Annotated in this window: 18 protein-coding genes; 4 read left to right on the forward strand and 14 right to left on the reverse strand. The window is 68.7% G+C overall.

Annotated elements, in window-relative coordinates:
* Window positions 1-122 precede the first annotated feature (122 nt).
* The 5 genes from LCF40_RS12400 to LCF40_RS12420 all read right to left on the reverse strand — a co-directional run bounded on the left by LCF40_RS12400 (window position 123) and on the right by LCF40_RS12420 (window position 6,313).
* Entirely contained in the window at window positions 123-1,106 is a 984-nt protein-coding gene (locus tag LCF40_RS12400; RefSeq protein ID WP_114576202.1) for a DUF1616 domain-containing protein, read from the reverse strand.
* A gap of 82 nt (window positions 1,107-1,188) precedes the next feature.
* Window positions 1,189-3,237, reverse strand: coding sequence for a DUF4396 domain-containing protein (locus LCF40_RS12405; RefSeq protein ID WP_224828674.1), 2,049 nt, complete (start codon window positions 3,235-3,237; stop codon window positions 1,189-1,191).
* 9 nt (window positions 3,238-3,246) lie between these two features.
* Complete coding sequence (locus tag LCF40_RS12410) at window positions 3,247-4,197, reverse strand: glycosyltransferase (RefSeq protein WP_224828675.1); 951 nt, start codon at window positions 4,195-4,197, stop codon at window positions 3,247-3,249.
* Window positions 4,194-5,267 carry a DUF354 domain-containing protein gene (locus LCF40_RS12415; RefSeq protein WP_224828676.1) on the reverse strand — a complete coding sequence of 358 codons (1,074 nt, stop codon included), beginning with the start codon at window positions 5,265-5,267 and terminating at the stop codon, window positions 4,194-4,196. The genes LCF40_RS12410 and LCF40_RS12415 overlap by 4 nt, the downstream gene beginning before the upstream one ends.
* Window positions 5,264-6,313, reverse strand: a complete 1,050-nt coding sequence (locus tag LCF40_RS12420) for a glycosyltransferase family 2 protein (protein WP_224828677.1) — start codon at window positions 6,311-6,313, stop codon at window positions 5,264-5,266. Before LCF40_RS12420 ends, LCF40_RS12415 begins: the two co-directional genes overlap by 4 nt.
* 438 nt (window positions 6,314-6,751) lie before the next feature.
* On the opposite strand from LCF40_RS12420, the gene LCF40_RS12425 reads away from it, so the two are divergent.
* Window positions 6,752-7,219 (forward strand): helix-turn-helix transcriptional regulator, encoded by a 468-nt coding sequence (locus LCF40_RS12425; protein WP_224828678.1) that lies wholly within the window; start codon window positions 6,752-6,754, stop codon window positions 7,217-7,219.
* Between the two features lie 6 nt (window positions 7,220-7,225).
* On the opposite strand, the gene LCF40_RS12430 is transcribed toward LCF40_RS12425, so the two are convergent.
* Together LCF40_RS12430 and LCF40_RS12435 are read right to left on the reverse strand one after the other, a co-directional pair.
* Complete coding sequence (locus LCF40_RS12430) at window positions 7,226-7,609, reverse strand: DUF5611 family protein (protein WP_114576207.1); 384 nt, start codon at window positions 7,607-7,609, stop codon at window positions 7,226-7,228.
* A gap of 85 nt (window positions 7,610-7,694) precedes the next feature.
* Entirely contained in the window at window positions 7,695-8,684 is a 990-nt protein-coding gene (locus tag LCF40_RS12435; RefSeq protein ID WP_224828679.1) for a DUF7093 family protein, read from the reverse strand.
* 170 nt (window positions 8,685-8,854) lie between these two features.
* Here LCF40_RS12435 and LCF40_RS12440 point away from each other — a divergent pair, with 170 nt between their 5' ends.
* From LCF40_RS12440 to LCF40_RS12450, 3 genes are all read left to right on the forward strand, one after another.
* A complete protein-coding gene (locus tag LCF40_RS12440) occupies window positions 8,855-9,148 on the forward strand; it encodes a DUF6432 family protein (protein ID WP_224828680.1) in 294 nt (97 codons plus the stop codon).
* A gap of 64 nt (window positions 9,149-9,212) precedes the next feature.
* Window positions 9,213-10,301 (forward strand): CAF17-like 4Fe-4S cluster assembly/insertion protein YgfZ, encoded by a 1,089-nt coding sequence (ygfZ, locus tag LCF40_RS12445; protein WP_224828681.1) that lies wholly within the window; start codon window positions 9,213-9,215, stop codon window positions 10,299-10,301.
* Between the two features lie 107 nt (window positions 10,302-10,408).
* Entirely contained in the window at window positions 10,409-11,842 is a 1,434-nt protein-coding gene (locus tag LCF40_RS12450) for an FAD-binding oxidoreductase (protein ID WP_224828682.1), read from the forward strand.
* A 20-nt stretch (window positions 11,843-11,862) separates the two neighbouring features.
* On the opposite strand, the gene LCF40_RS12455 is transcribed toward LCF40_RS12450, so the two are convergent.
* From LCF40_RS12455 to spt4, 7 genes are all read right to left on the reverse strand, one after another.
* A complete protein-coding gene (locus LCF40_RS12455) occupies window positions 11,863-12,963 on the reverse strand; it encodes a geranylgeranyl reductase family protein (protein ID WP_114576212.1) in 1,101 nt (366 codons plus the stop codon).
* A gap of 46 nt (window positions 12,964-13,009) precedes the next feature.
* The gene (locus tag LCF40_RS12460; protein WP_224828683.1) at window positions 13,010-14,356 is read right to left on the reverse strand and encodes an ABC transporter substrate-binding protein; all 1,347 of its coding nucleotides are present in this window, start codon (window positions 14,354-14,356) and stop codon (window positions 13,010-13,012) included.
* 60 nt (window positions 14,357-14,416) lie between these two features.
* The gene (locus LCF40_RS12465; protein WP_224828684.1) at window positions 14,417-15,334 is read right to left on the reverse strand and encodes an ABC transporter ATP-binding protein; all 918 of its coding nucleotides are present in this window, start codon (window positions 15,332-15,334) and stop codon (window positions 14,417-14,419) included.
* Window positions 15,334-16,440 (reverse strand): FecCD family ABC transporter permease, encoded by a 1,107-nt coding sequence (locus tag LCF40_RS12470; RefSeq protein WP_114576215.1) that lies wholly within the window; start codon window positions 16,438-16,440, stop codon window positions 15,334-15,336. Before LCF40_RS12470 ends, LCF40_RS12465 begins: the two co-directional genes overlap by 1 nt.
* Window positions 16,441-16,588: 148 nt before the next feature.
* Window positions 16,589-16,951, reverse strand: coding sequence for a hypothetical protein (locus LCF40_RS12475; RefSeq protein ID WP_224828685.1), 363 nt, complete (start codon window positions 16,949-16,951; stop codon window positions 16,589-16,591).
* 93 nt (window positions 16,952-17,044) lie between these two features.
* Complete coding sequence (locus tag LCF40_RS12480; RefSeq protein WP_224828686.1) at window positions 17,045-17,638, reverse strand: GTP-dependent dephospho-CoA kinase family protein; 594 nt, start codon at window positions 17,636-17,638, stop codon at window positions 17,045-17,047.
* Between the two features lie 12 nt (window positions 17,639-17,650).
* Complete coding sequence (gene spt4 / locus LCF40_RS12485; RefSeq protein WP_114576217.1) at window positions 17,651-17,848, reverse strand: transcription elongation factor subunit Spt4; 198 nt, start codon at window positions 17,846-17,848, stop codon at window positions 17,651-17,653.
* Window position 17,849: the final 1 nt, after the last annotated feature.

The following is a 17,849-nucleotide window of genomic DNA, read 5'->3' on the forward strand; positions in this document are numbered from 1 at the left end:
CCGGTTCACGCCCCTAAACCGGCCATCGGGCGCTGTATCGCCCGTTCTGTAGGTCGGGCCCGGTTTCGGACCGATCGTTCAGACGGTTCAAACAGTTTTTCAGGGGTGACTGTCGGTGCTGTCTACTCGACGACGATCGGGAGGCGGATCGCGTACTCGGTCTCCTCGGCCGAGGGGTCCTGGGGAACCTCGCCCTCGAACAGCAGGACGACCAGCCGGAGGTCGTCGCCCGCCAGCGTCGGCGTGAACTCGATCGTCCGGGGGGCGACGACGCCGTCCTCGATCGTGGTCTCCCCGCGGGCGAGTTCCTCTTCCTCTACGACCTCGACGGTCGTGTCGTTGACGTACTCGACGCGCTGGAGGAGCGTGAGGACCGTGTACGTCGTCTCCTGGCCCTCGTGGTTGGTGATCTCGACCGTGAGCTCCTGGGGCTCGCCCTGAGTGTAGGTGTCCTGGTACATCGTCTCCGTCTCGCCGGTCACGTTCTCGGTCTCGGCAGAGAACTCGGTGAACCCCTCGCCGGTGGGCGGGGACGCGAGCGCGTAGCCGCCGGCGGCGAGCAAGAAGAGGAGGCTACAGACGATCGCGACGTTGAAAACGGTCACGTCGGGGTCGTAGGCGCTCCGGCCGTCGCCCGAAAAGAGGATGCCGGCAGGGACCGACGGGACGAACCGTTCGTTCGCGGGACAGTAAAACCGGGCGACGATCCCGAGGACTGCGAGGCCGATGGTCGCAAGGCCGAGGCCGACGATGACCGGCCGGGCCGTGATCCCCCACGGCGTCGCGGTCGCCGCCAGCGCGACCGAGGGGACGACGATGACGCTTCCGACGAGCGAGAGCCCGATCCGTTCGGTGGCGTCGATCCCGCCGCCGCCCGACAGCGGGTTCCGCAGGCCGCCCCCCAGATCGTCGGCTGCCCGGTCCTTGGGCGCGGCGTCCGGAAAGAAAATCGAGACGAGCGCGTAACCGGGCAGGAAGAGTACCAGGGGCGCCCCGAGGGCGATCCGGAGGGCGCCTGGGGCTCCGGCGAGCAACCCGAAGGTCGCCACGCCGGCGACACAGATCACGAGCGCGAGATCGATGTACCACCAGTCGCCGTCGCTCATTCGAACGGCCCTCCGGCGGCGACGGTATTAGTCCCGGCGGTATCCGGCCCGAGAGTTCGCTTCCGCCCCGACGACCGTCCCCTCACGGACCGCCGCCTCCGGTCCCGCCGTCGTCGCCGCCGGGTTCGGGCTGGTCGTCGGGGATCTCCGTCACCGGCGAGGCGACGCACATCGAGACGTCGCCGTTGGTGTAGACGACCGCCTGGGTTGGTCGACAGAGCCGGTCGTGTTCGACGTCGCGAGGTTCGCCCCGTCCGTCCTCGTTGCGGTAGAAGGTCGCACCCTCGTCGGTCGATCGGTGGACGGTGACCGGGTGTTCGGCGGCGCCATCGTAGGGAACGACTGCCGTATCGGAGTGGTAGGCCCCGGTCCTGTAGAAGACTGTCTGGTAGGGGTGGTCGGTGTAGAGTATCTGATCAGGCCGGATCCCGTCGGCCTCGGGATGGCCAGAGAGTTCGCCGATCGACGAGACCGCCGCGAGTTCGTCCTGCTCGTAGGCGAGGCGTTCGTTCTGGCTGGGAAAGACCGGGTTGTCGGCGCTGCTCTGGGGGGCAAAGAGCATCGCTCCCGGGTACAACAGGACGACACAGAGTAAGCAAGCGACGACGACGTTCGCGCCGAGGCGTCCGGCGAGGTATCGGAGGCCGACGACGCCGAGGAGGGCCATCGGGACGTAGAGGAAGGCGAACCATCGGGTCGGAATGAAGTTATCGATGCCGAACATCGGCAACCCGAGGATGAAGACGAGCATGATCGCGGTGGCAAACAGCAGACTCAATACCGACTGCTCGGCTCGCGATCTGTCGACGACGTACAGACAGCCCACGAACGTGATTCCGAGCAGGATCAGGAACCCGAACACTTCGACATAGGGCAGGAGTTCCTCGAGGAACGTCGTTCCGGCCTCGGCGGCCGCGGCCGCGTCGTCGCCGGTCGAACTGGCGATGTTCAGAAAGCCCGCGCTCTGTGCGATCGTCTCCTGAAACCAGGTCAGTACCGTTGCCAGGAAGGATCCCTCCCGGAAGGGAGTCAGCGACCACATGAAGATCGTCAGCCCGGCGTCGAAGACGACGAGACCGACGAGGTTGACCGGCTTTTGGCTCTGGAAGGCCCGCGATCCCGCTTCGGGGGTCAACGGCCCGACCGTAAAGACGAGCTGGGCGAGAAACGCCGAGCCGAGCATGACGAGCATGATGAACGTCGAGACCTGGTGAGTGAGGATGACGGCGATGGTGAGCAAGACCAGGAAGCCGAAGTCCCGCAGCGAGTAGTCGGTTCTCATCACGCGGACGAGCGCGTAGACCACTCCGAGAAAGAAGACCAGGCCCAGGCTCGTCGGGATGACGTGCATCGACCAGTGGAGCGTGTAGGTGCCACACGCGTACAGTGCGGCCGCGAGTATCGCCCACCGTTCGGGGACGAAAAACGCCGCCGTCGCGTAGACGAGCAGGGCCGACAGCGGGATGACGAGTCCGATCGAGAGGTACAGCGCGTAGACGAGCGAGACGTCGTAGACGAGCGCCGAGGCGACGACGGTCAGATGATAGAACGGGGAGGTGTAGTGTTTGTTCCCCGAGATAGCGCCGAGTTCGCCCGCCTCGTGGATCGTCTCGGAGAGCATCGGGACGTGAGTCCAGGCGTCGATCCCGATCAGTCCCGGCGTCACGTAGAACGCGGTCGCCGAGAAGACCGTCGCGAAGGCGATGATCTGGGACAGGAGCAGCCGGCGATTGAAGTCCCGCTCGCTCGCGAACGCGATCTGGGCGAAGATCGTCGAGGCGACGGCGCTCGCCATGGCGAAAAAGAGGACCGATCGGGTGTCCTGGATCGCGACGATGAGGACCAGCAGCCCCATGCCGACGATCGCCACGCTCGGGAGCGCAAGCGCGACCGGCGAGGGAAGCGTCGGAAACGCCGTCTCCTGGTCAGTTGCCGTCTGCTCGCCGGCCCGGATCGCGAGCAAGTAGAGCCCGCAGGCGAGCCCGAGAACGATCGGGACGGTCTGGATGTACACCTGTGAGGCGAAAAAGCGCAGCGGGAACAAGAGCAGCGCGACGGCGAGCCCGCCGACGGCCGCGACCACGTCGAGGCGCGTGTACCACGCCCGGTTGCTCGGTGAGTTGTATGCCATGATCGTGTCTCAGCCCGCACGTCGGTCGGCTCGAGGCTCCGGCTCGTCGCAGAGCCGTTCGTAGAGCTCGAGCAGCTTCTCGCCCATCGCGTCGGTGCTCAGCCCGTCGATACCCGCCCGGCCGTCCGGGCGGGCGTCGCTTTCGACGGCGGCTTCGAGCCCGGCGACTAAACCGCTGTCGGATCGGGCGACGGTGCAGGTATCGAGCCCACCGACGGTCTCCCGGACGAAGCCGACGTCCGTCGAGACGATCGGGAGGCCACACGCGGCGGCCTCCTTGACGACCATCGGCCCGGCTTCCCGGACCGAGGTCACGAGCAGGACGTCGCTCGCGTTCATGTAGTCGGGCATCTCCTCGTGGGGGACGCCGGTGACCTCCCGGAGTTCCACGTCGACTCCGGCCCGCCGGACGATCCGTTCGGCCCGCGTGTAGTCCTTCTCGGGTCGCGCGGAGTCGTAGGGAAAGAGTGCGACCGCCCCTTCCGGATCCCAGCCGATCCGCTCGCGGGCCTCTGCTCGCGGAATCTGCCTGAAGAGGTCGGTGTCGATCCCGAACGGGATCTCGACGTGGTCGACGTCGAGCGCCCGGGACATCGCCGGGCTCGGGACGACGACCGCGTCCGCAAGGCGGGCGCTCCACTCGCTTGTCGCCCGCAGCCAGGCCATTTCGCTCATCAGGTCGGTCCCCCACAGCGTGAGCACGACCGGCCGGACCGGCTGGGCGAGCGCGAACGGCCCGACCAGCCCGTAGTTGGCGTGGACGAGGTCGTACTCCTCCCGTCGGAGCTCCCGGAGCACCTTGGGCTGGTACTTGAGGTAGTCGGTGACCGTCCGCGGCGAGTCCGCGCTGTAGGCCCCCGGCGCGTCGACGACGGTACACTCGACGCCCCGCTCTTCGAGGGCCTCGACCTGTCCCTCGAAGAACGACCGGGTCGAGGTGATGAGCTGGAGGACCTTCATGTCCGTGCGTCGACCGCGTCGGCGGGTTCGGCCCGCCGACCCCGCTCCATCCCGGCGCCCTCGAGTGCCGCCACGATCACGTCGGTGACGTCGATCATCCCCTCGATGGCCCGGTCGCGGCTCCGGGACCACCGTTCGGGGTCGTCGTCCTCTACGATCTCGATCGCGCGTTTCAGGCCCTGCTCGTGGCGGTCGGGGCCGTCGTAGCCAAAGAGCAAACCGCGCTCCTCGATGTCGTCGATGTAGCCCATCGTGAGCGTGTTGACGTAGACCGCGGGCGTCCCCAGGAGGGCGGCCTCGGCCGCGGTCGTCGCGCCCTCGCCGACGAAGACGTCAGCGTAGTAGAGCAGGTCGTGCATCCCGGCGGGATCGGTCGTCAGCCGGTAGGGTTCGAGGTCGGGCGGCAGGTCGACCTCGCTCGTGATGAGCACGCGCGCGCCGGCGTCCTCGAGCCGGGAGACGACCTCGCTGGGGTCGTCGAAGCCGCCCTGGCCCATGTCGTGCGAGGAGTCCCAGCCGCTGAAGCGAACGATCGCGAGCTTCCGGTCGGGGTCGATCCCGTTTTCTGCGAGCACGCCGGGATCGGGCTCGAAACGGTCGGGGTGGAGGTAGGCGAGTTCGTGGTAGCCGGGGTAGCGGACCTGTTTCGGGCCGATCTCGTCGCGGTAGCACTCCGGGGTGTAGATCGCGTCGGCAAAGGGGTAGGCCAGCTTCTTGATGATCGTTGCGTGTTCGGTGTCGTAGAAGACGACGCTTCTGGCGCCGACGACCTTCGCGGCGTGGGTCGCCGCGGGACCGCCGATCGCCGTGATCACGTCCGGTCTGATCCGGAGGACGCGCGCGAGCAGGCGGGCCTCGTAGGTCGCCTGGACGGCGACGAGGGTGGGCAGGGAGTCGTACGTGCCCGCGAGCATCTCGTAGTCGATGTCGTAGCGCTCGAGGAGGTCGGCGGTGACCTCGTTTTCCCGTGCGAAGACGAACACCTCGTGGCCCCGACCCTCGAGTTCTGCGATCGCGTGTTTGAAGAAGTGGACGTGGCCCGGATGCTGGATCGTCACGACCACCTTCACGTGCGGGTCACCCCGAGCGGGCGGTTGTGGGCTGCGTCGATCATTGTCCCCCCCACGAACGCGAGCACCGTCAGTACCACGGTTGCAACCGGAACGAGGAGTGCGGGCCAGATCGTGACGGAGCCGCCGATCGCGGCCCCGAGAACCCCGATTGCTGCGAGCGCCGATCCGGCGGCGCCGGCGGTCGCCGCGGCGTACAACGCGGGGACCGTGTAGCGGCCGTTCTCGAGGTAGGTCCGGGCCATTCGGTGGATGAAGCCGTAGGCGAGAGTTCCGAGGGTCGCCGGGACGAACGTTCGGTAGTCGATCGTGCTCTCCTCGTCGCCGTACTTCGCCGGCATCGCGACGTCGGCGACGCACATGCCCGCGACGTTGAGTTGGGCCAGCAGGTCGTTCGTGTAGTCGTGGTCGTCGGGGATCCGATCCAGGTCGATCGCCGCGAGCGCGCGGTGTGAGATCGCGGTGTAGCCGTTCTGTGGGTCCTGGAGGTGCCAGTAGCCCGCCGAGAGCTTCGTCAGCGCCGTCAGCAGTCGGTTGCCCAGCAGCCGGAAGGGGGGCATCTCCCGGCTGTCTTCTCCCGTTCCGAGCCGGTTTCCCTTCGTGTAGTCGGCGACGCCGCCGACGATCGGGTCCAGAAGGGCCCGCATCCGGTCGGGGTCCATCTGGCCGTCGGCGTCCATCGCGACGGTGACGTCGACCCCGTCGGCGTGGGCGTGGCGGTAGCCCGTCCGGAGGGCGCCGCCCGCCCCCTGGTTTTCGGCGTGGCGGATCGGGACGAACCGCGACCAGGCCGCCCGGCCGCCGTCGGGAACCGCGGGCGGGTCCTCTGAGACGGGGTCCTCGTCGAGTCCGTCGCGGTCGGTGACCTCCTGCCGGTCCCGGGACTCGACGAACGACGTGATCGCGTCCCAGGTGTCGTCGGTCGAGCGGTCGTCGACGACGTAGACCCGGTCGACGAATCCCGGAAGCGTCGCGAGCACGCCCTCGACGTGATCGGCCTCGTTGTACGCCGGAACGACGACGCCGATCGTGTGGCCCCGATACATCGAGCTATCGTCCCCCTCCGGTCGTCCGGCTGGCGGTCGGTTCCGTTCCTCGTTTCGAAACCGCCCGTTCCCCGTGGTCGGGGCGTTCCCCGCTCGCGTCCGGTCGGCTCTCGCTGGTCGTCGAAATCATGCGTGTGGTCCCCGGTGCCGCCCTCGCGGGGTCTTCATCCGTCGTCCCCGCGGGGTCGGCCGTAGTCGTTCTCCTCTCTTACCCCCGGGCGCATTATTATAAGTCGGGTAAATCGTTTCGGGCCCCGATCGCGTCCGGACGGAGCCTGCCGGGGCCGGTCGGCCGCCTCGGCCCGTCGCCGGATCGCTTAGCAAGCCGATAAGCTCGCGGTTTATCGGTGTATAATGAAGGCGGCTCCCCGTCGATCCGACACCGATCGTGGTGACAGGAGACACCGGCGGCCGAACGACAGTCGGGTCGAGCGTCGCGTGGGGGGAGTCTCCCAGCTCCGTCCCTCCCGGGAGATCCATCGAGAGGAGGTCGGGACGGCCGTGACCGCCTGGGAGATCGCCCTCGCGGGGGTTTCGTTCGCACTGATCGGTGCGTTGCTCGCGCTCCGGATCGTGGAGGCGTTCTCCGGGGACGAGCGGACGGGAGAGCCCGCCGGCGACGAGTTCGCAGGGCCGACGCCCTCTGCTCGCCCCGAGGACCCAGCGGACGCACCCGAACCGATCCCCGACGAGGACCGCGTCGTCGAACTGCTCTCCGCCCAGGGCGGCAGCCTCCGACAGCAGGCGGTCGTCGACCGCACCGACTGGTCGAAGTCGAAGGTGAGCCGACTGCTCTCGCGGATGGAAGAGCGGGGCACGATCAGGAAGGTGCCGGTCGGCCGGGAGAACGCGATCGAACTCGCGGGGGAGGAGTCGACCGGAGAATCCGAGGGAGACGACGGCTGAAGCCGCTCAGAAATCCGTGTCGTCGTCGTCCTCGACGGTCCGCTTCATCGAGTCCCGCCGGGACTTCGCGTCCCGTCCCGTCGCCTCGAGCAGGAAGTCGTTTTTCGCGTCGACGGCGTCGCCGGCGGCCTCGAGCTCGTCGGGGCCGAGTTCGGTCGGGTCGCGTTCGTGGAACTCGACGCCGAGTTTGTCCTTCTTGCCGGAGTATTCGACGGCACCGACGACGATCCGCTCGAAAACGGGGTTCTCGGGCGATTCGACCACGTGGAGGTCGCTTCCCTTGTACTCCTGGGTCGCCGAGATCGTCCCGAAGTACTCCTCGACGGTCGCCTCCATGTCGGGGATCCGCTCTTCTAGGTGTTCGCCGCGGCGCATCTTGTACTCCTTCATGGAACGAGCATTGACGGGGGTGCGTTTACGTTTTTTCATAGGGAGCGGACCCGCCGCCGGCCGGTTCGCCGACGGTTCGCTCGCCTTACTCCCGGTTGCGCTCGCCGATGTAGCCCCGCCCGCAGTCGGGACAGATGTCCCCCGGCCGGAGCGAGCCGTGGTCGCCGGGCGCGACGAACGCGCAGGTCGGACAGTAGAACTCGGTGTCAGCGGGCTCGACGGTCGGGTTCTCGCCGGGCGCGGGCGCCGACGTTGCGCTCGCGATCCCGGTCCCGGGATCGGTGACCGCCGACCCGGATCCCGCGTCCTCGGTGGGTTCGTTCGACGTCTCCTCGACTCTCTCGGGCTCCTCGTAGGTGAGTTCCTCGCCGCCGACGCGGTCGATATCGAGGTCGGCCCAGCGTTCGCGACCGTCCTCGTCGGCGGGCGGGCCGACGTCGTCGGGGTCGGGCCACTCGCCGGGCTTTCGGCCGTCGTCCTCTAGGAGCTCGCCGTCCTCGATCGGCTCGCCGGCCTCGTCGGTGGGGACGTTCCGGCCGGTGGTGGTCTCTGCCGGCTCGCTCCCGCCGGGGGTGGGCTCGGGCGCGTCCCCCGGGCCGTCCGATCGCGTGCCGCCGTCGGTGTCCGCGCCGGCGGCGTCGTCTCGCGTCCGGGAGGCCGACGCTCGGTCGGGTCCGGTCGCGTCGTCGCCACCGGGCCCTCGGACCGGATCGTCGGTCCGGCTTCCGGCGGCCCTCCCTCCCGTTCGGGGCCAGTCGCCGTCGTCCTCCTGGGGGTCGGCCCCGTTCGCGCCCGCCGAAGCGGGGTCGGGGCCTCGTCGGGCCTCTGACTCGTCCCCGTCGGGATCCTCGGATCGGGTGGTCGTCTCGCCGACCCGATCGACGTCTCTCCTGCGCTCGTCGGGCGTCAGGCTCGTGATCTCCGTGTTCTCGCTGATGATGTGTCGGTCGCCACAGCGCGCGCACTCCTCGTACGTCTGTACGGTGAGAACGACTTCGCTGCCCCGTTCCTCTCGCTCACGATCGACTTCGGGTTCCCCGTAGTCGTGTCCGAGCAGCGAACATCGCAGGACCATTGCTACACCGTAGCCGTTCACAGCGTAAAAAACGTACCGTCCCGTCTCGATACGTGCTCTCGCGCGGAGACGGCCTCACCCGAGCCCATTGCCGCCGATCCGAACGACGAGGGGGCGCCGCGATCCACAGCCGACAGTATAAAACCCCGGGCCGGCGAACACGCCGGTAGATGAGAGCGAAGCGGGAGTACCGGGACAGACCCGAGACCCAGGTCGACGCCCTCGACGCCCTGGTCGATCGCTCCGAGAACGGGATGTCGGTGTTCGAACTCCGGGCCGCCGTCCCCGCGGAGATCGACGCCCTCGAGGCGGCGCTGTCGGCGCTGAAGGAGGACGACCTCATCACGGTCGAGCAAACGGAGGGCCGGACGGTCATCAAGCCCGCCGACCGGGTGATTCCCGAGGCGCCCGGAGACGACGAGGAGTCGGTCGGAGACTGGCTCCGTCGGCGGCTTCCCTTCTGATCCCGACCGTGGGTCTCCAGCAGGATCGGAAACCCTGATACGGCCCCGCCCGCTCCGTAGGGCCATGAGCGTCATCGAATCCGTCCACGCCGATCGCGGGGCGACGTTCGGCGAGCGTGCCGGCCGGCGGGTCGTCGAACACTACGGCCGGCCCGAGCGCGCCCACCGCGCGGTCCGCAACGCGGTCGGGATCTGGGAGCCGGCCTACGGCGTCGTCGTCGTGGAGGGCGACGACCGCGTCGAGTACGTCGACAACGTCGTCACCAACCGCGTGCCGGGAGAGGACGGCGAGGGCTGTTACGCGCTCGTGCTCGACCCCCAGGGCGGAATCGAGGAGGAACTCTACGTCTACAACGCGGGCGAGCGCCTCCTGCTGTTTACGGCGCCCGACCGGGCCGAACCGTTGGCCGAGGAGTGGTCGGAGAAGGTGTTCATCCAGGATGTCGAGATCCGCGTCGCGACAGAGGAGTTCGCCGTCTTCGGGATTCACGGGCCACAGGCCACCGAGAAGATCGCGAGCGTGCTCAACGGCGCGGCCTCGCCCGACAGGCGCCTCTCGTTCGTCCGCGGGCGGATGGACGACCGCGGCGTGAGCGTCGTCCGGACCGACGCGCTCGCGGGCGAGGAGAGCTACGACGTCGTCTGCGACGCGAGCGAGGCCGAGTCGGTCTACGACACGCTCGCCAACATCGGGTTGAACGCCGCACCGTTCGGCTACCGGAGCTGGGATACGCTCACGCTGGAGGCCGGCACGCCCCTGTTCGAGAACGAACTCGCCGGGCGGATCCCGAACGTGCTCGGCCTGCGCTCGGCGCTGGACTTCGAGAAGGGCTGTTACGTCGGCCAGGAGGTCGTCTCCCGCGTCGAGAACCGGGGCCAGCCCTCGCGGCGGCTCATCGGCCTCGCCGTCTCCGGCGAGGCGGTTCCCGAGTCGGGCGCCGCGGTGTTCGCCGGCGACGCCTCCGTCGGCGAGGTCACCCGCGCCGAACGGAGCCCGCTTCTGGAGACTCCGATCGCGCTCGCGGTCGTCGAGTTCGGACTGGATGACATGGCGCTCACGGTCCGGGTCGGCGGCGAGGACGTCGGCGCCGAGGTCCGGGACCTGCCGTTCGTCGAGGGCTCGGATCGATCGGGACGGCTCCCCAGCTACTAACGGGGCGGTGGTTCGCTGCCGGGAGCCGGCGCCGATAGGTCGCGGCTCGTGACGGTTCGGTTTCCTCGAGTAGGGACTTATCTCGACGGACGGCGGTATCTATGTGTATGGGTACCACGGATCGGTCACTGGGCGAGGAATCGTTCGCGTCGCTTTCCGGTCCCGCGCTCCGGTCGTTCGAGGAGGCGTTCGCCGGGAGCGTGATCGCTCCCTCCGACTCCGACTACGACGAGGCCCGGGGCGTCTGGAACGGCTCGATCGACCGTTACCCGGCGCTGATCGCCCGGTGTACCGGCACGAGCGACGTCGTCGAGGCGGTCGCGTTCGCGCGCGAGCAGGGACTGCCGGTCTCCGTCCGGGGCGGCGGCCACAACGTCGCGGGCACCGCGATGGGGGACGCGAGCGTCGTCGTCGACCTCTCGGAAATGACCGGCGTGCGTGTCGATAGCGAGGCACGGACCGTCCGCGCGGCGGGCGGCGCGACGCTGGGCGACGTCGACCGCGAGACCCAGATCTTCGGGCTCGCGGCACCGCTGGGGGCGGTCTCACAGACCGGGATCGCCGGGCTGACGCTGGGCGGCGGCTACGGCCACCTCAGCCGCCAGTACGGACTCGCGCTCGACGCCCTCCGGAGCGTCGACGTCGTGACCGCCGACGGCGAGGTCCGGACGGCGAGCGACGACCGGAACCCGGACCTCTTCTGGGGACTCCGCGGGGGCGGCGGAAGTCTCGGTGTCGTCACCTCCTTCGAGTACGACCTCCACCCCGTCGGCCCCGAGGTCTACGCCTTCTTCCCGTGGTTCCGTGTCGAGGACGCCGACGCGGTGATGGCCCGCTACCGCGAGTGGATCGCCGACCCGCCCCGCGAGGCGGGCGTCCTCGCGTTCGCCGCCCACGTCCCCGACGTTGAGGAGTTTCCCGAAGACCGGTGGGGAGAGCCCGCGTTCGCGATGCTTGGCTCCTATCGGGGTGACCCCGGGGACGGCCCCGAGGTGTTTGCCCCGTTGCTCGAGGCCGCACCTCCGATCGCCGATCTCAGTGGGCCGACGACGTATCTCGACCTGCAGTCGATGTTGGACGAGGACTACCCCGACGGCCGGCGCTACTACTGGTCGTCGATCTACCTCGCGGAGCTTCCCGATGGACTCCTCGAACGGATGCTCGCGGCCAACGACGCCGCTCCGTCGGCGCTCTCGACGGTCGACCTCTGGCATCTCGGCGGCGCGGTCGCGGACGTTCCCCGCGAGGCGACCGCGTTCTGGCACCGCAAGGAGCCCCACCTGCTCGCCGTCGAGGCAAACTGGGACGACCCCGCCGACGACGACGAAAACCGCCGCTGGGCCCGCGAGCTGATCGCCGACGTTCGGGACCTCCCGGCGGCGTCGGGCCGGTACGGGAACTTCCCCGGAACGAACGAGGCGCCCGCTCGGGCCGTCTACGGCGACAACTATGAGCGCCTGGTTGAGGTGAAGACGCGCTACGACCCGGAGAACCTGTTCCCGGGCAACGGGTTCATCGAGCCCCAGCCGGTAAGCGGCTGATCGGGCGCCAACCCTCCCGGTCAGCGACGTCCTGAAAGCATCGCCTTCAGGTGGTCGGTCGAGAGCAGGGAGGTTGGCCGATCCATGTGGACACCGATCTCGCCGGCAGCGGCCGCGAGCCCGGCGTGTTGGATCGGTTCGGGAAGCGAGTACGCCCGGCGCAGCCAGTGGCCGAGTTCGATCTCTCGCTCTAAATCCTCGCGCCAGGCGTGTTCGTACGCCGCGAGCGTCGTCGGCCGGTCGGGGTCGATCTCGCGGGCCGCGTGGTCGGCGCTGGTCATGCCATACAGGATTCCGCCGCCGGTGAACGGCTTGGTCTGGGAAGCGGCGTCGCCGATCAGGAACCCGCGGCGGCCGGTGACTCGATCCGGAGGGCCGATCGGGATCGCACCCGAGCAGCGGTGGGAGACCGAGACGTCGTAGCCGTCGATCAGTTCCTCGAACTGCTTTCCGACGTGCACCCCTGGAGGTGCCGCGAGGCCGTACTCGACGCCCGCCTCCCCCCTGGGGATGCGCCACGCGAAGAAACGGGGCGCGGTGAGGTGGACGTCCACGAAGTCGCCGGGGTCGTCCTCCTCGGAGAAGGCGAGCACGCCGTGGAGGAGTTCGCCCGGTTCCGGCAGCGAGAGGGCGTCACGGACCCGCGAGCGGGGGCCGTCACAGCCCGCGACCATCTTCGCCTCGAACTCGTGGATCTCCCCCCCGCTCTTGGCGACGACCTCGACGCGGTCGTGGTGTTCGTAGAGCTCGGTGACGGTGTGGCCCTCCCGGACGTCCGCACCGGCCTCGCGGGCGAGCTCTGCGAGGTGGCGGTCCAGTCCCACCCGGTCGATGACGTTCGAGACGACCTCGTCCTTGTAGAACGGATACGAATCGCGGCCGCTCCCGTCGTGGGGGCCGCCGACGTGAAAGCGTGCGCCCCGGACCTGGTTCTGGAGGAGGTCCTCGCGTGCGCCCTCGCCCGTATAGTTCCAGACGTCGGAGCTGACGTGGCCCGAACACGCCAGGGGCTCGCCGATCTCTCCCTGTTCCAGCGCGAGGACGTCGTGGCCCGCCTCGGCGGCCCGACGCGAAAAACGCGCCCCGGCGGGGCCGACGCCGACGACGACGAAGTCGTACATATCCCTCCCGTCGAACGCGGGCGGTAAAGAACTTCTCCGTTCGCGCTCAGAGGTCGCCGTTGACGATATCGGCGACCCGCCCGCGGTCGAACAGCTCCCCGTCGACGCCGTAGACCTGGCTCGCGGCCCGCTCGGTGAGCACGAGGTTCGTGATCGGGCCCTGGTAGAGCGGCCCGCCGCGGTAGACGTCGCCGTTCTCGACGGCTGTGAGATCGCTCGCGACGTTGTGGCCCTCCATGTAGGCGAGGACGGTCTCCTCGAACTCCTCGGCCGTTTTGGCCTCGTTGCCCCGGATCAGGAGGACGTCGGGATCGATCTCGAGCAGGAGTTCGTAGTCGATCGCCGACCGACCGGCGTGGAAGTCCTCGACGTCGGTCGTCGCGAAGGCGTCCTCGACGCCCAGGTCGCGCCACTGCTTGAAGCTCGTCCCCTCGTCGATGAGGTACGGCGAGAACTCCTCGGGCGCCTCCGCGGGCTGGGGCCACATGATCGCGACCGACGGGCGCTCCTCCTCTCCGGGGACGACGTCCTCCAGGTTCGTCTGGAACTCCTCGTGAAGTTCCACGAACGCCTCGTAGCGTTCTTCCTCCTGAAACAGCTCGGCGAGCTTTCCGAACGCCTCGTACAGCGTGAGGTACTCGTAGTCGTGCCACTCGTAGCCCCGCGAGAAGATGCTGTTGCCGAAGAAGGGCGTCCCCGCGGACTCGATCTGCTCGATGTCGCCGTCCTCCCAGTTGTCGCTTCGCCCGACGGGGAAGTTCGGGTCCATCACGAAGACGTCGACGTCCTCGCCCAGCGCCAGGAACTCCTCGGGATCGAGTTCGCCCTCCCACAGCGAGGTCATCCCGCTCTTGTCGACCTCCACGCCGGGGATCTCGTCGTAGAGCTGGGTGTGATACCGGTTGGCGAGATAGACCGCTTCGGGGGGCTCCTGTCCCAGCGCGATCCCCATGTCGGCCCAGCTCCCGTTGTTGGCCGCCCACGTTTCGGGCACGGCGTCGAACTCGACGGTGCCGACGGGCTCCATCGTCACCGAGTAGCTCCCGCCGTCGGCGTCGTCGCTCTCGTTGCCGTCGGTCTCGTTGTCCCCCTCGCTCTCGTTTCCGTCGCCGCCGGTTTCGTTCCCGCCGCTTTCGTTTCCGTCGTCGGTCCCGTTCTCCCCGTCGGCGCCTCCACTCTCGTTGGCCTCGGATTCGACCTCGGTTTCCGTTCCGGTCTCGTCGTCTCCGTCCCCGGATTCAGTGTCGTTCTCCTCAGCTCCGCCGTCTCCGTTCCCATTTCCGTTGCCGTTGCCGTTCCCGCCGTCGTCGCCCAGACAGCCGGCGATCGTTCCGATCCCGGCGGCCGCGACGCCGGTTCTCAACAGGTCTCGTCGGCTCGGTTCGCGTCCCATGCTTTTAGGCCAACCTAAAATAATAAAAGCGTTCCGAAAGTCCGCCCGCTCGCCGAGCGATCACCGGGTGCGGTTTCCGAGCGCGCGCTTGGGGTTGATCTGGAGTTCGGGCTCGTACTGGACCGTGGCCTCGACGCCGAAGACATCCGCAAGCAACTGCTCGGTGACGATCTCCTCGGGGGGCCCCCAGTCGTACGGTTCGCCCTCGTAGAGGGCGATGAGGTTATCCGCGAACCGCGCGGCCTGGGAGACGTCGTGGAGAACGATCGCGACCGTCACGTCCCGGCGCTCGTTGAGTTCGCGGATCGTCTCGAGGACTCGGAACTGGTGGTGGAGGTCGAGAAACGTGGTGGGTTCGTCGAGCAGGAGGATGTCGGTGTCCTGGGCCAACACCATCGCGATCCAGGCGAGCTGTTTCTGGCCGCCAGAGAGCTGTCCCAGCTCTGTGGTCCGGAGGTCGTCGATCCCCGCGAGCTCGATCGCCCGGTCGATGGCCTCGCGATCCGTCTCGGTGAGCCCGTCGAAGAACCCCCGGTGGGGATAACGGCCGTGGGCGACGAGGTCCTCGACGGTCACGTCCCCCACCGACTCGTTTTCCTGCGAGAGCAGTCCGAGCTCGCGGGCGATCTCCTTGGGTCCGAACGACCGCAGATCCTCGCCCCGAAGGCGGACGACCCCCGCCGCGGGCTCCAGGTGGCTCGCTAAGGCCTTCAGGAGCGTGCTCTTCCCGCTGCCGTTGGGCCCGACGAGGGCGGTGATCTCGCCCTCGGGGACGTCTACCCGGCCACACTCGACGACCGTCCCGTCGGCGGTCGGGTAGGTCAACTCGAGGGTGTCGCCCGCGAGGGCGCTCGCGGCGTCCTCCGCGGCGTCGGGCGTCTGCCCCTCGTCGGGAATCGAGCCCTCGGTCGGCTCCGAGTCGTCCGATCGGTTCGTGTCGGTCGATCGTGGTGGTGTCACGCGTTCGTTCCCGGCCATCAGAGCTCACCCATCGAGCGCTGTCTGCGCATCAGATAGAGGAAGTAGGGGCCGCCGACGAGCCCGGTGACGACGCCGACGGGGAGCTGGGTGCCCCCGAGCGCGAGCCGGGCGCCGACGTCGGCGACGACCATCAGTGCCGGCCCCGCGAACAGACAGCCGATCATCAGCGGCCGGTAGTCGCTGCCGACGACGTTGCGGACGATGTGGGGGACGACGAGCCCGAAAAAGCTGACGACGCCCGCGACCGAAATCGCGACGCTGGCCGCGAGGATGGCGACTGCCGAGAGGCCAAAGCGGATGGTCTCGACGCGCATACCCAGCGACCGGGCGGTCCGCTCGCCCAGCAGGAGGACGTTGAGTTGGCGCGCGCCCGCGAGCGCGGCGACGATCGCCACGACCGCCGGGATCGCGGCCATCCGGACCTCGCTCCAGCCAGTGCCGGTCAGCGATCCAGTGAGCCACGAGATCGCCGTCTGGACGACGCCCAGATCGTCGGCGAAGAAGAACAGCCCCTGCTGGAGCGACTGGAACACCATGTTGACGATGACGCCCGCGAGGACGAGCCGGACGGGGCTGGTCCCTCCCTTCCAGGCGATGACGTAGACGATCAGGAAGGCGACGGTTCCGCCGGCGGTGGCAATAAAGGGGAGGAAGGTCGTGAGCCCGCTGAAGACCACCAGCGTCGCGAGCACGGCGAAGCCGGCTCCGGAACTCACGCCGAGGACGAACGGGCTCGCGAGCTCGTTTCTCGTGACGCCCTGGAAGATCGCCCCCGAGATCGCGAGCGTCGCACCGGTGATGATCGCGACGAACACGCGCGGGAGCCGGATCTCCCAGACGACCAGGCTGTTCGAGCCCATCTCGGGGAGCTCCTCGCCCAGGAGGAACGCCCGCCAGGCGTCGCCGTCGAAGAGGACTGCCGGATCGACCACTGCCTCCCAGGCCTCGAGGAGCGTCATCGAGTACGACCCGAAGCTCACCTGGACGAGCCCGGCGACGACGGTGATCGCCGCGCTGGCCGCACAGAACGCCACGAGCGTCGGCGTCACCCACCCATCGCGCTGGCGGGTGGGATGGCCGCCGGCCGTCTGCGATTCCGCCATTCGCGTTTAGGAACGCCTAAAAAACGTATAGGCGTTACGGTCTCTTCTCGGCCCGCCCGGACGATCGTTTCCGTTCGCCCGCCATCCGGTCACCGGTGGCGCGAACGGAGGCCGTGGCTCCCCCGTAGGGGGACCGTTCCGGGCGGCCTCACTGAGCGCCGACGTCGAGATCCGCGGCCGCGGCGCTCGAAGCGACGAGGAAGCCGACGACGCCGACGTAGACGACGACGAACTCGAGGGTGGCGTCGCCCGCGGCGTACCGGCGTTCGATCGCGGCGGACGCGATGCAGGCCCCGAACAGCCCGATCGCGTAGCCGCGTCGGTCCGAACGCCGATCGAACGCGGGGAACTCGCGCGCGAGCAGTCGCTGGTACCGGATGGCGAAGTAGCCCAAGCCGGCGTAGAGCGCGGTCGCGGCGGCGACTAGGTGCCAGCTCGACCCGAACGCGAGATACAGCACCCCGCCGACGACCGCCCCGATGGCGAGTCCGGCGATGACGGCTTTCTCCATACCCAGACCTACAGAACGAGTGACAATAGCCTTGTGAAACCTGCACGAACCGTCCGACCGTCGTTCCCCGGTCGAACGCCACCCTCGAGGCCGCTACTCGTCGTCCGACGCCCTTTCCTCGAGGAGGCTCCAGAGCCGATCGACGTCGCCCTCGAACCGATCGAGCAGGGCGCGGACGTCCCGGCGGTTGCCGTCGGTAACCTTCACGTGGACCATTCCCTCGCCGGGCTGGCCATAGACGACGCTTCCACCCTCCGGGGTGGCGACGATCGCCGGCAGCGCCGCAAGGTCCTCCTCGCCCTCGACGCGGATGGTGGTCGGCTCGTCCTCGGCGAGTCCCTCCAGGAGCGCCTCGACGACGGCCCGCGAGATCGTCGCGGGCGGGTTGACGACCTCGACGGTCGTCGCCTCGGTGACGGTCTCGCGGACCTCCTCGTCGACCGCCGACCGCTCGGTCCGCTCGTCGACGAGGGAGACGTCCGGCGGACGGCCGGCCCGCAGGAAGTGGTAGGTGACGACGTCGCCGACGGCGACGAGAGGGCCGTCGACGTCCGCGAGGAGCCGGGCGGCGTCGGTCTCGATCGGCCCCATCGGCTCCTTAAGTTCGCGGCGGAGCTCGTCCGGCAGAACCAGTAACTGGTCGGCGTCAGTCGGCTCCGCGGTCGGCTCCGGATCGTCGCGACTCACGGCTCGGCCCCGTCAGCGGACCTTGAGCGCGTAGGCGCCCGGCTCGTCGACCTGCATCTCGCGGGCGATCTCGCTCGATTCTGGGTGGGCGATCACGACGTAGCCCGCCCAGTCTTCGGTCAGCGACGAGGAGCCACAGGACGTACAGGTCGCGACGTCGGCGTCGTTCACCCGGTGGCACTCCCGGCAGACGAGGCGATCGGATGCCACG

This window comes from Saliphagus infecundisoli (genome assembly GCF_020177375.1).
Classification (GTDB): domain Archaea; phylum Halobacteriota; class Halobacteria; order Halobacteriales; family Natrialbaceae; genus Saliphagus; species Saliphagus infecundisoli.

Excerpts from the sequence above, each read along its gene's own strand:
- LCF40_RS12400 (WP_114576202.1), bottom strand. The coding sequence starts at position 1,106 with ATGAGCGACGGCGACTGGTGGTACATCGATCTCGCGCTCGTGATCTGT.
- LCF40_RS12405 (WP_224828674.1), bottom strand. The coding sequence starts at position 3,237 with ATGGCATACAACTCACCGAGCAACCGGGCGTGGTACACGCGCCTCGAC.
- LCF40_RS12410 (WP_224828675.1), bottom strand. The coding sequence starts at position 4,197 with ATGAAGGTCCTCCAGCTCATCACCTCGACCCGGTCGTTCTTCGAGGGA.
- LCF40_RS12420 (WP_224828677.1), bottom strand. The coding sequence starts at position 6,313 with ATGTATCGGGGCCACACGATCGGCGTCGTCGTTCCGGCGTACAACGAG.
- LCF40_RS12430 (WP_114576207.1), bottom strand. The coding sequence starts at position 7,609 with ATGAAGGAGTACAAGATGCGCCGCGGCGAACACCTAGAAGAGCGGATC.
- LCF40_RS12435 (WP_224828679.1), bottom strand. The coding sequence starts at position 8,684 with ATGGTCCTGCGATGTTCGCTGCTCGGACACGACTACGGGGAACCCGAA.
- LCF40_RS12440 (WP_224828680.1), top strand. The coding sequence starts at position 8,855 with ATGAGAGCGAAGCGGGAGTACCGGGACAGACCCGAGACCCAGGTCGAC.
- ygfZ (WP_224828681.1), top strand. The coding sequence starts at position 9,213 with ATGAGCGTCATCGAATCCGTCCACGCCGATCGCGGGGCGACGTTCGGC.
- LCF40_RS12450 (WP_224828682.1), top strand. The coding sequence starts at position 10,409 with ATGGGTACCACGGATCGGTCACTGGGCGAGGAATCGTTCGCGTCGCTT.
- LCF40_RS12455 (WP_114576212.1), bottom strand. The coding sequence starts at position 12,963 with ATGTACGACTTCGTCGTCGTCGGCGTCGGCCCCGCCGGGGCGCGTTTT.
- LCF40_RS12460 (WP_224828683.1), bottom strand. The coding sequence starts at position 14,356 with ATGGGACGCGAACCGAGCCGACGAGACCTGTTGAGAACCGGCGTCGCG.
- LCF40_RS12465 (WP_224828684.1), bottom strand. The coding sequence starts at position 15,334 with ATGGCCGGGAACGAACGCGTGACACCACCACGATCGACCGACACGAAC.
- LCF40_RS12470 (WP_114576215.1), bottom strand. The coding sequence starts at position 16,440 with ATGGCGGAATCGCAGACGGCCGGCGGCCATCCCACCCGCCAGCGCGAT.
- LCF40_RS12475 (WP_224828685.1), bottom strand. The coding sequence starts at position 16,951 with ATGGAGAAAGCCGTCATCGCCGGACTCGCCATCGGGGCGGTCGTCGGC.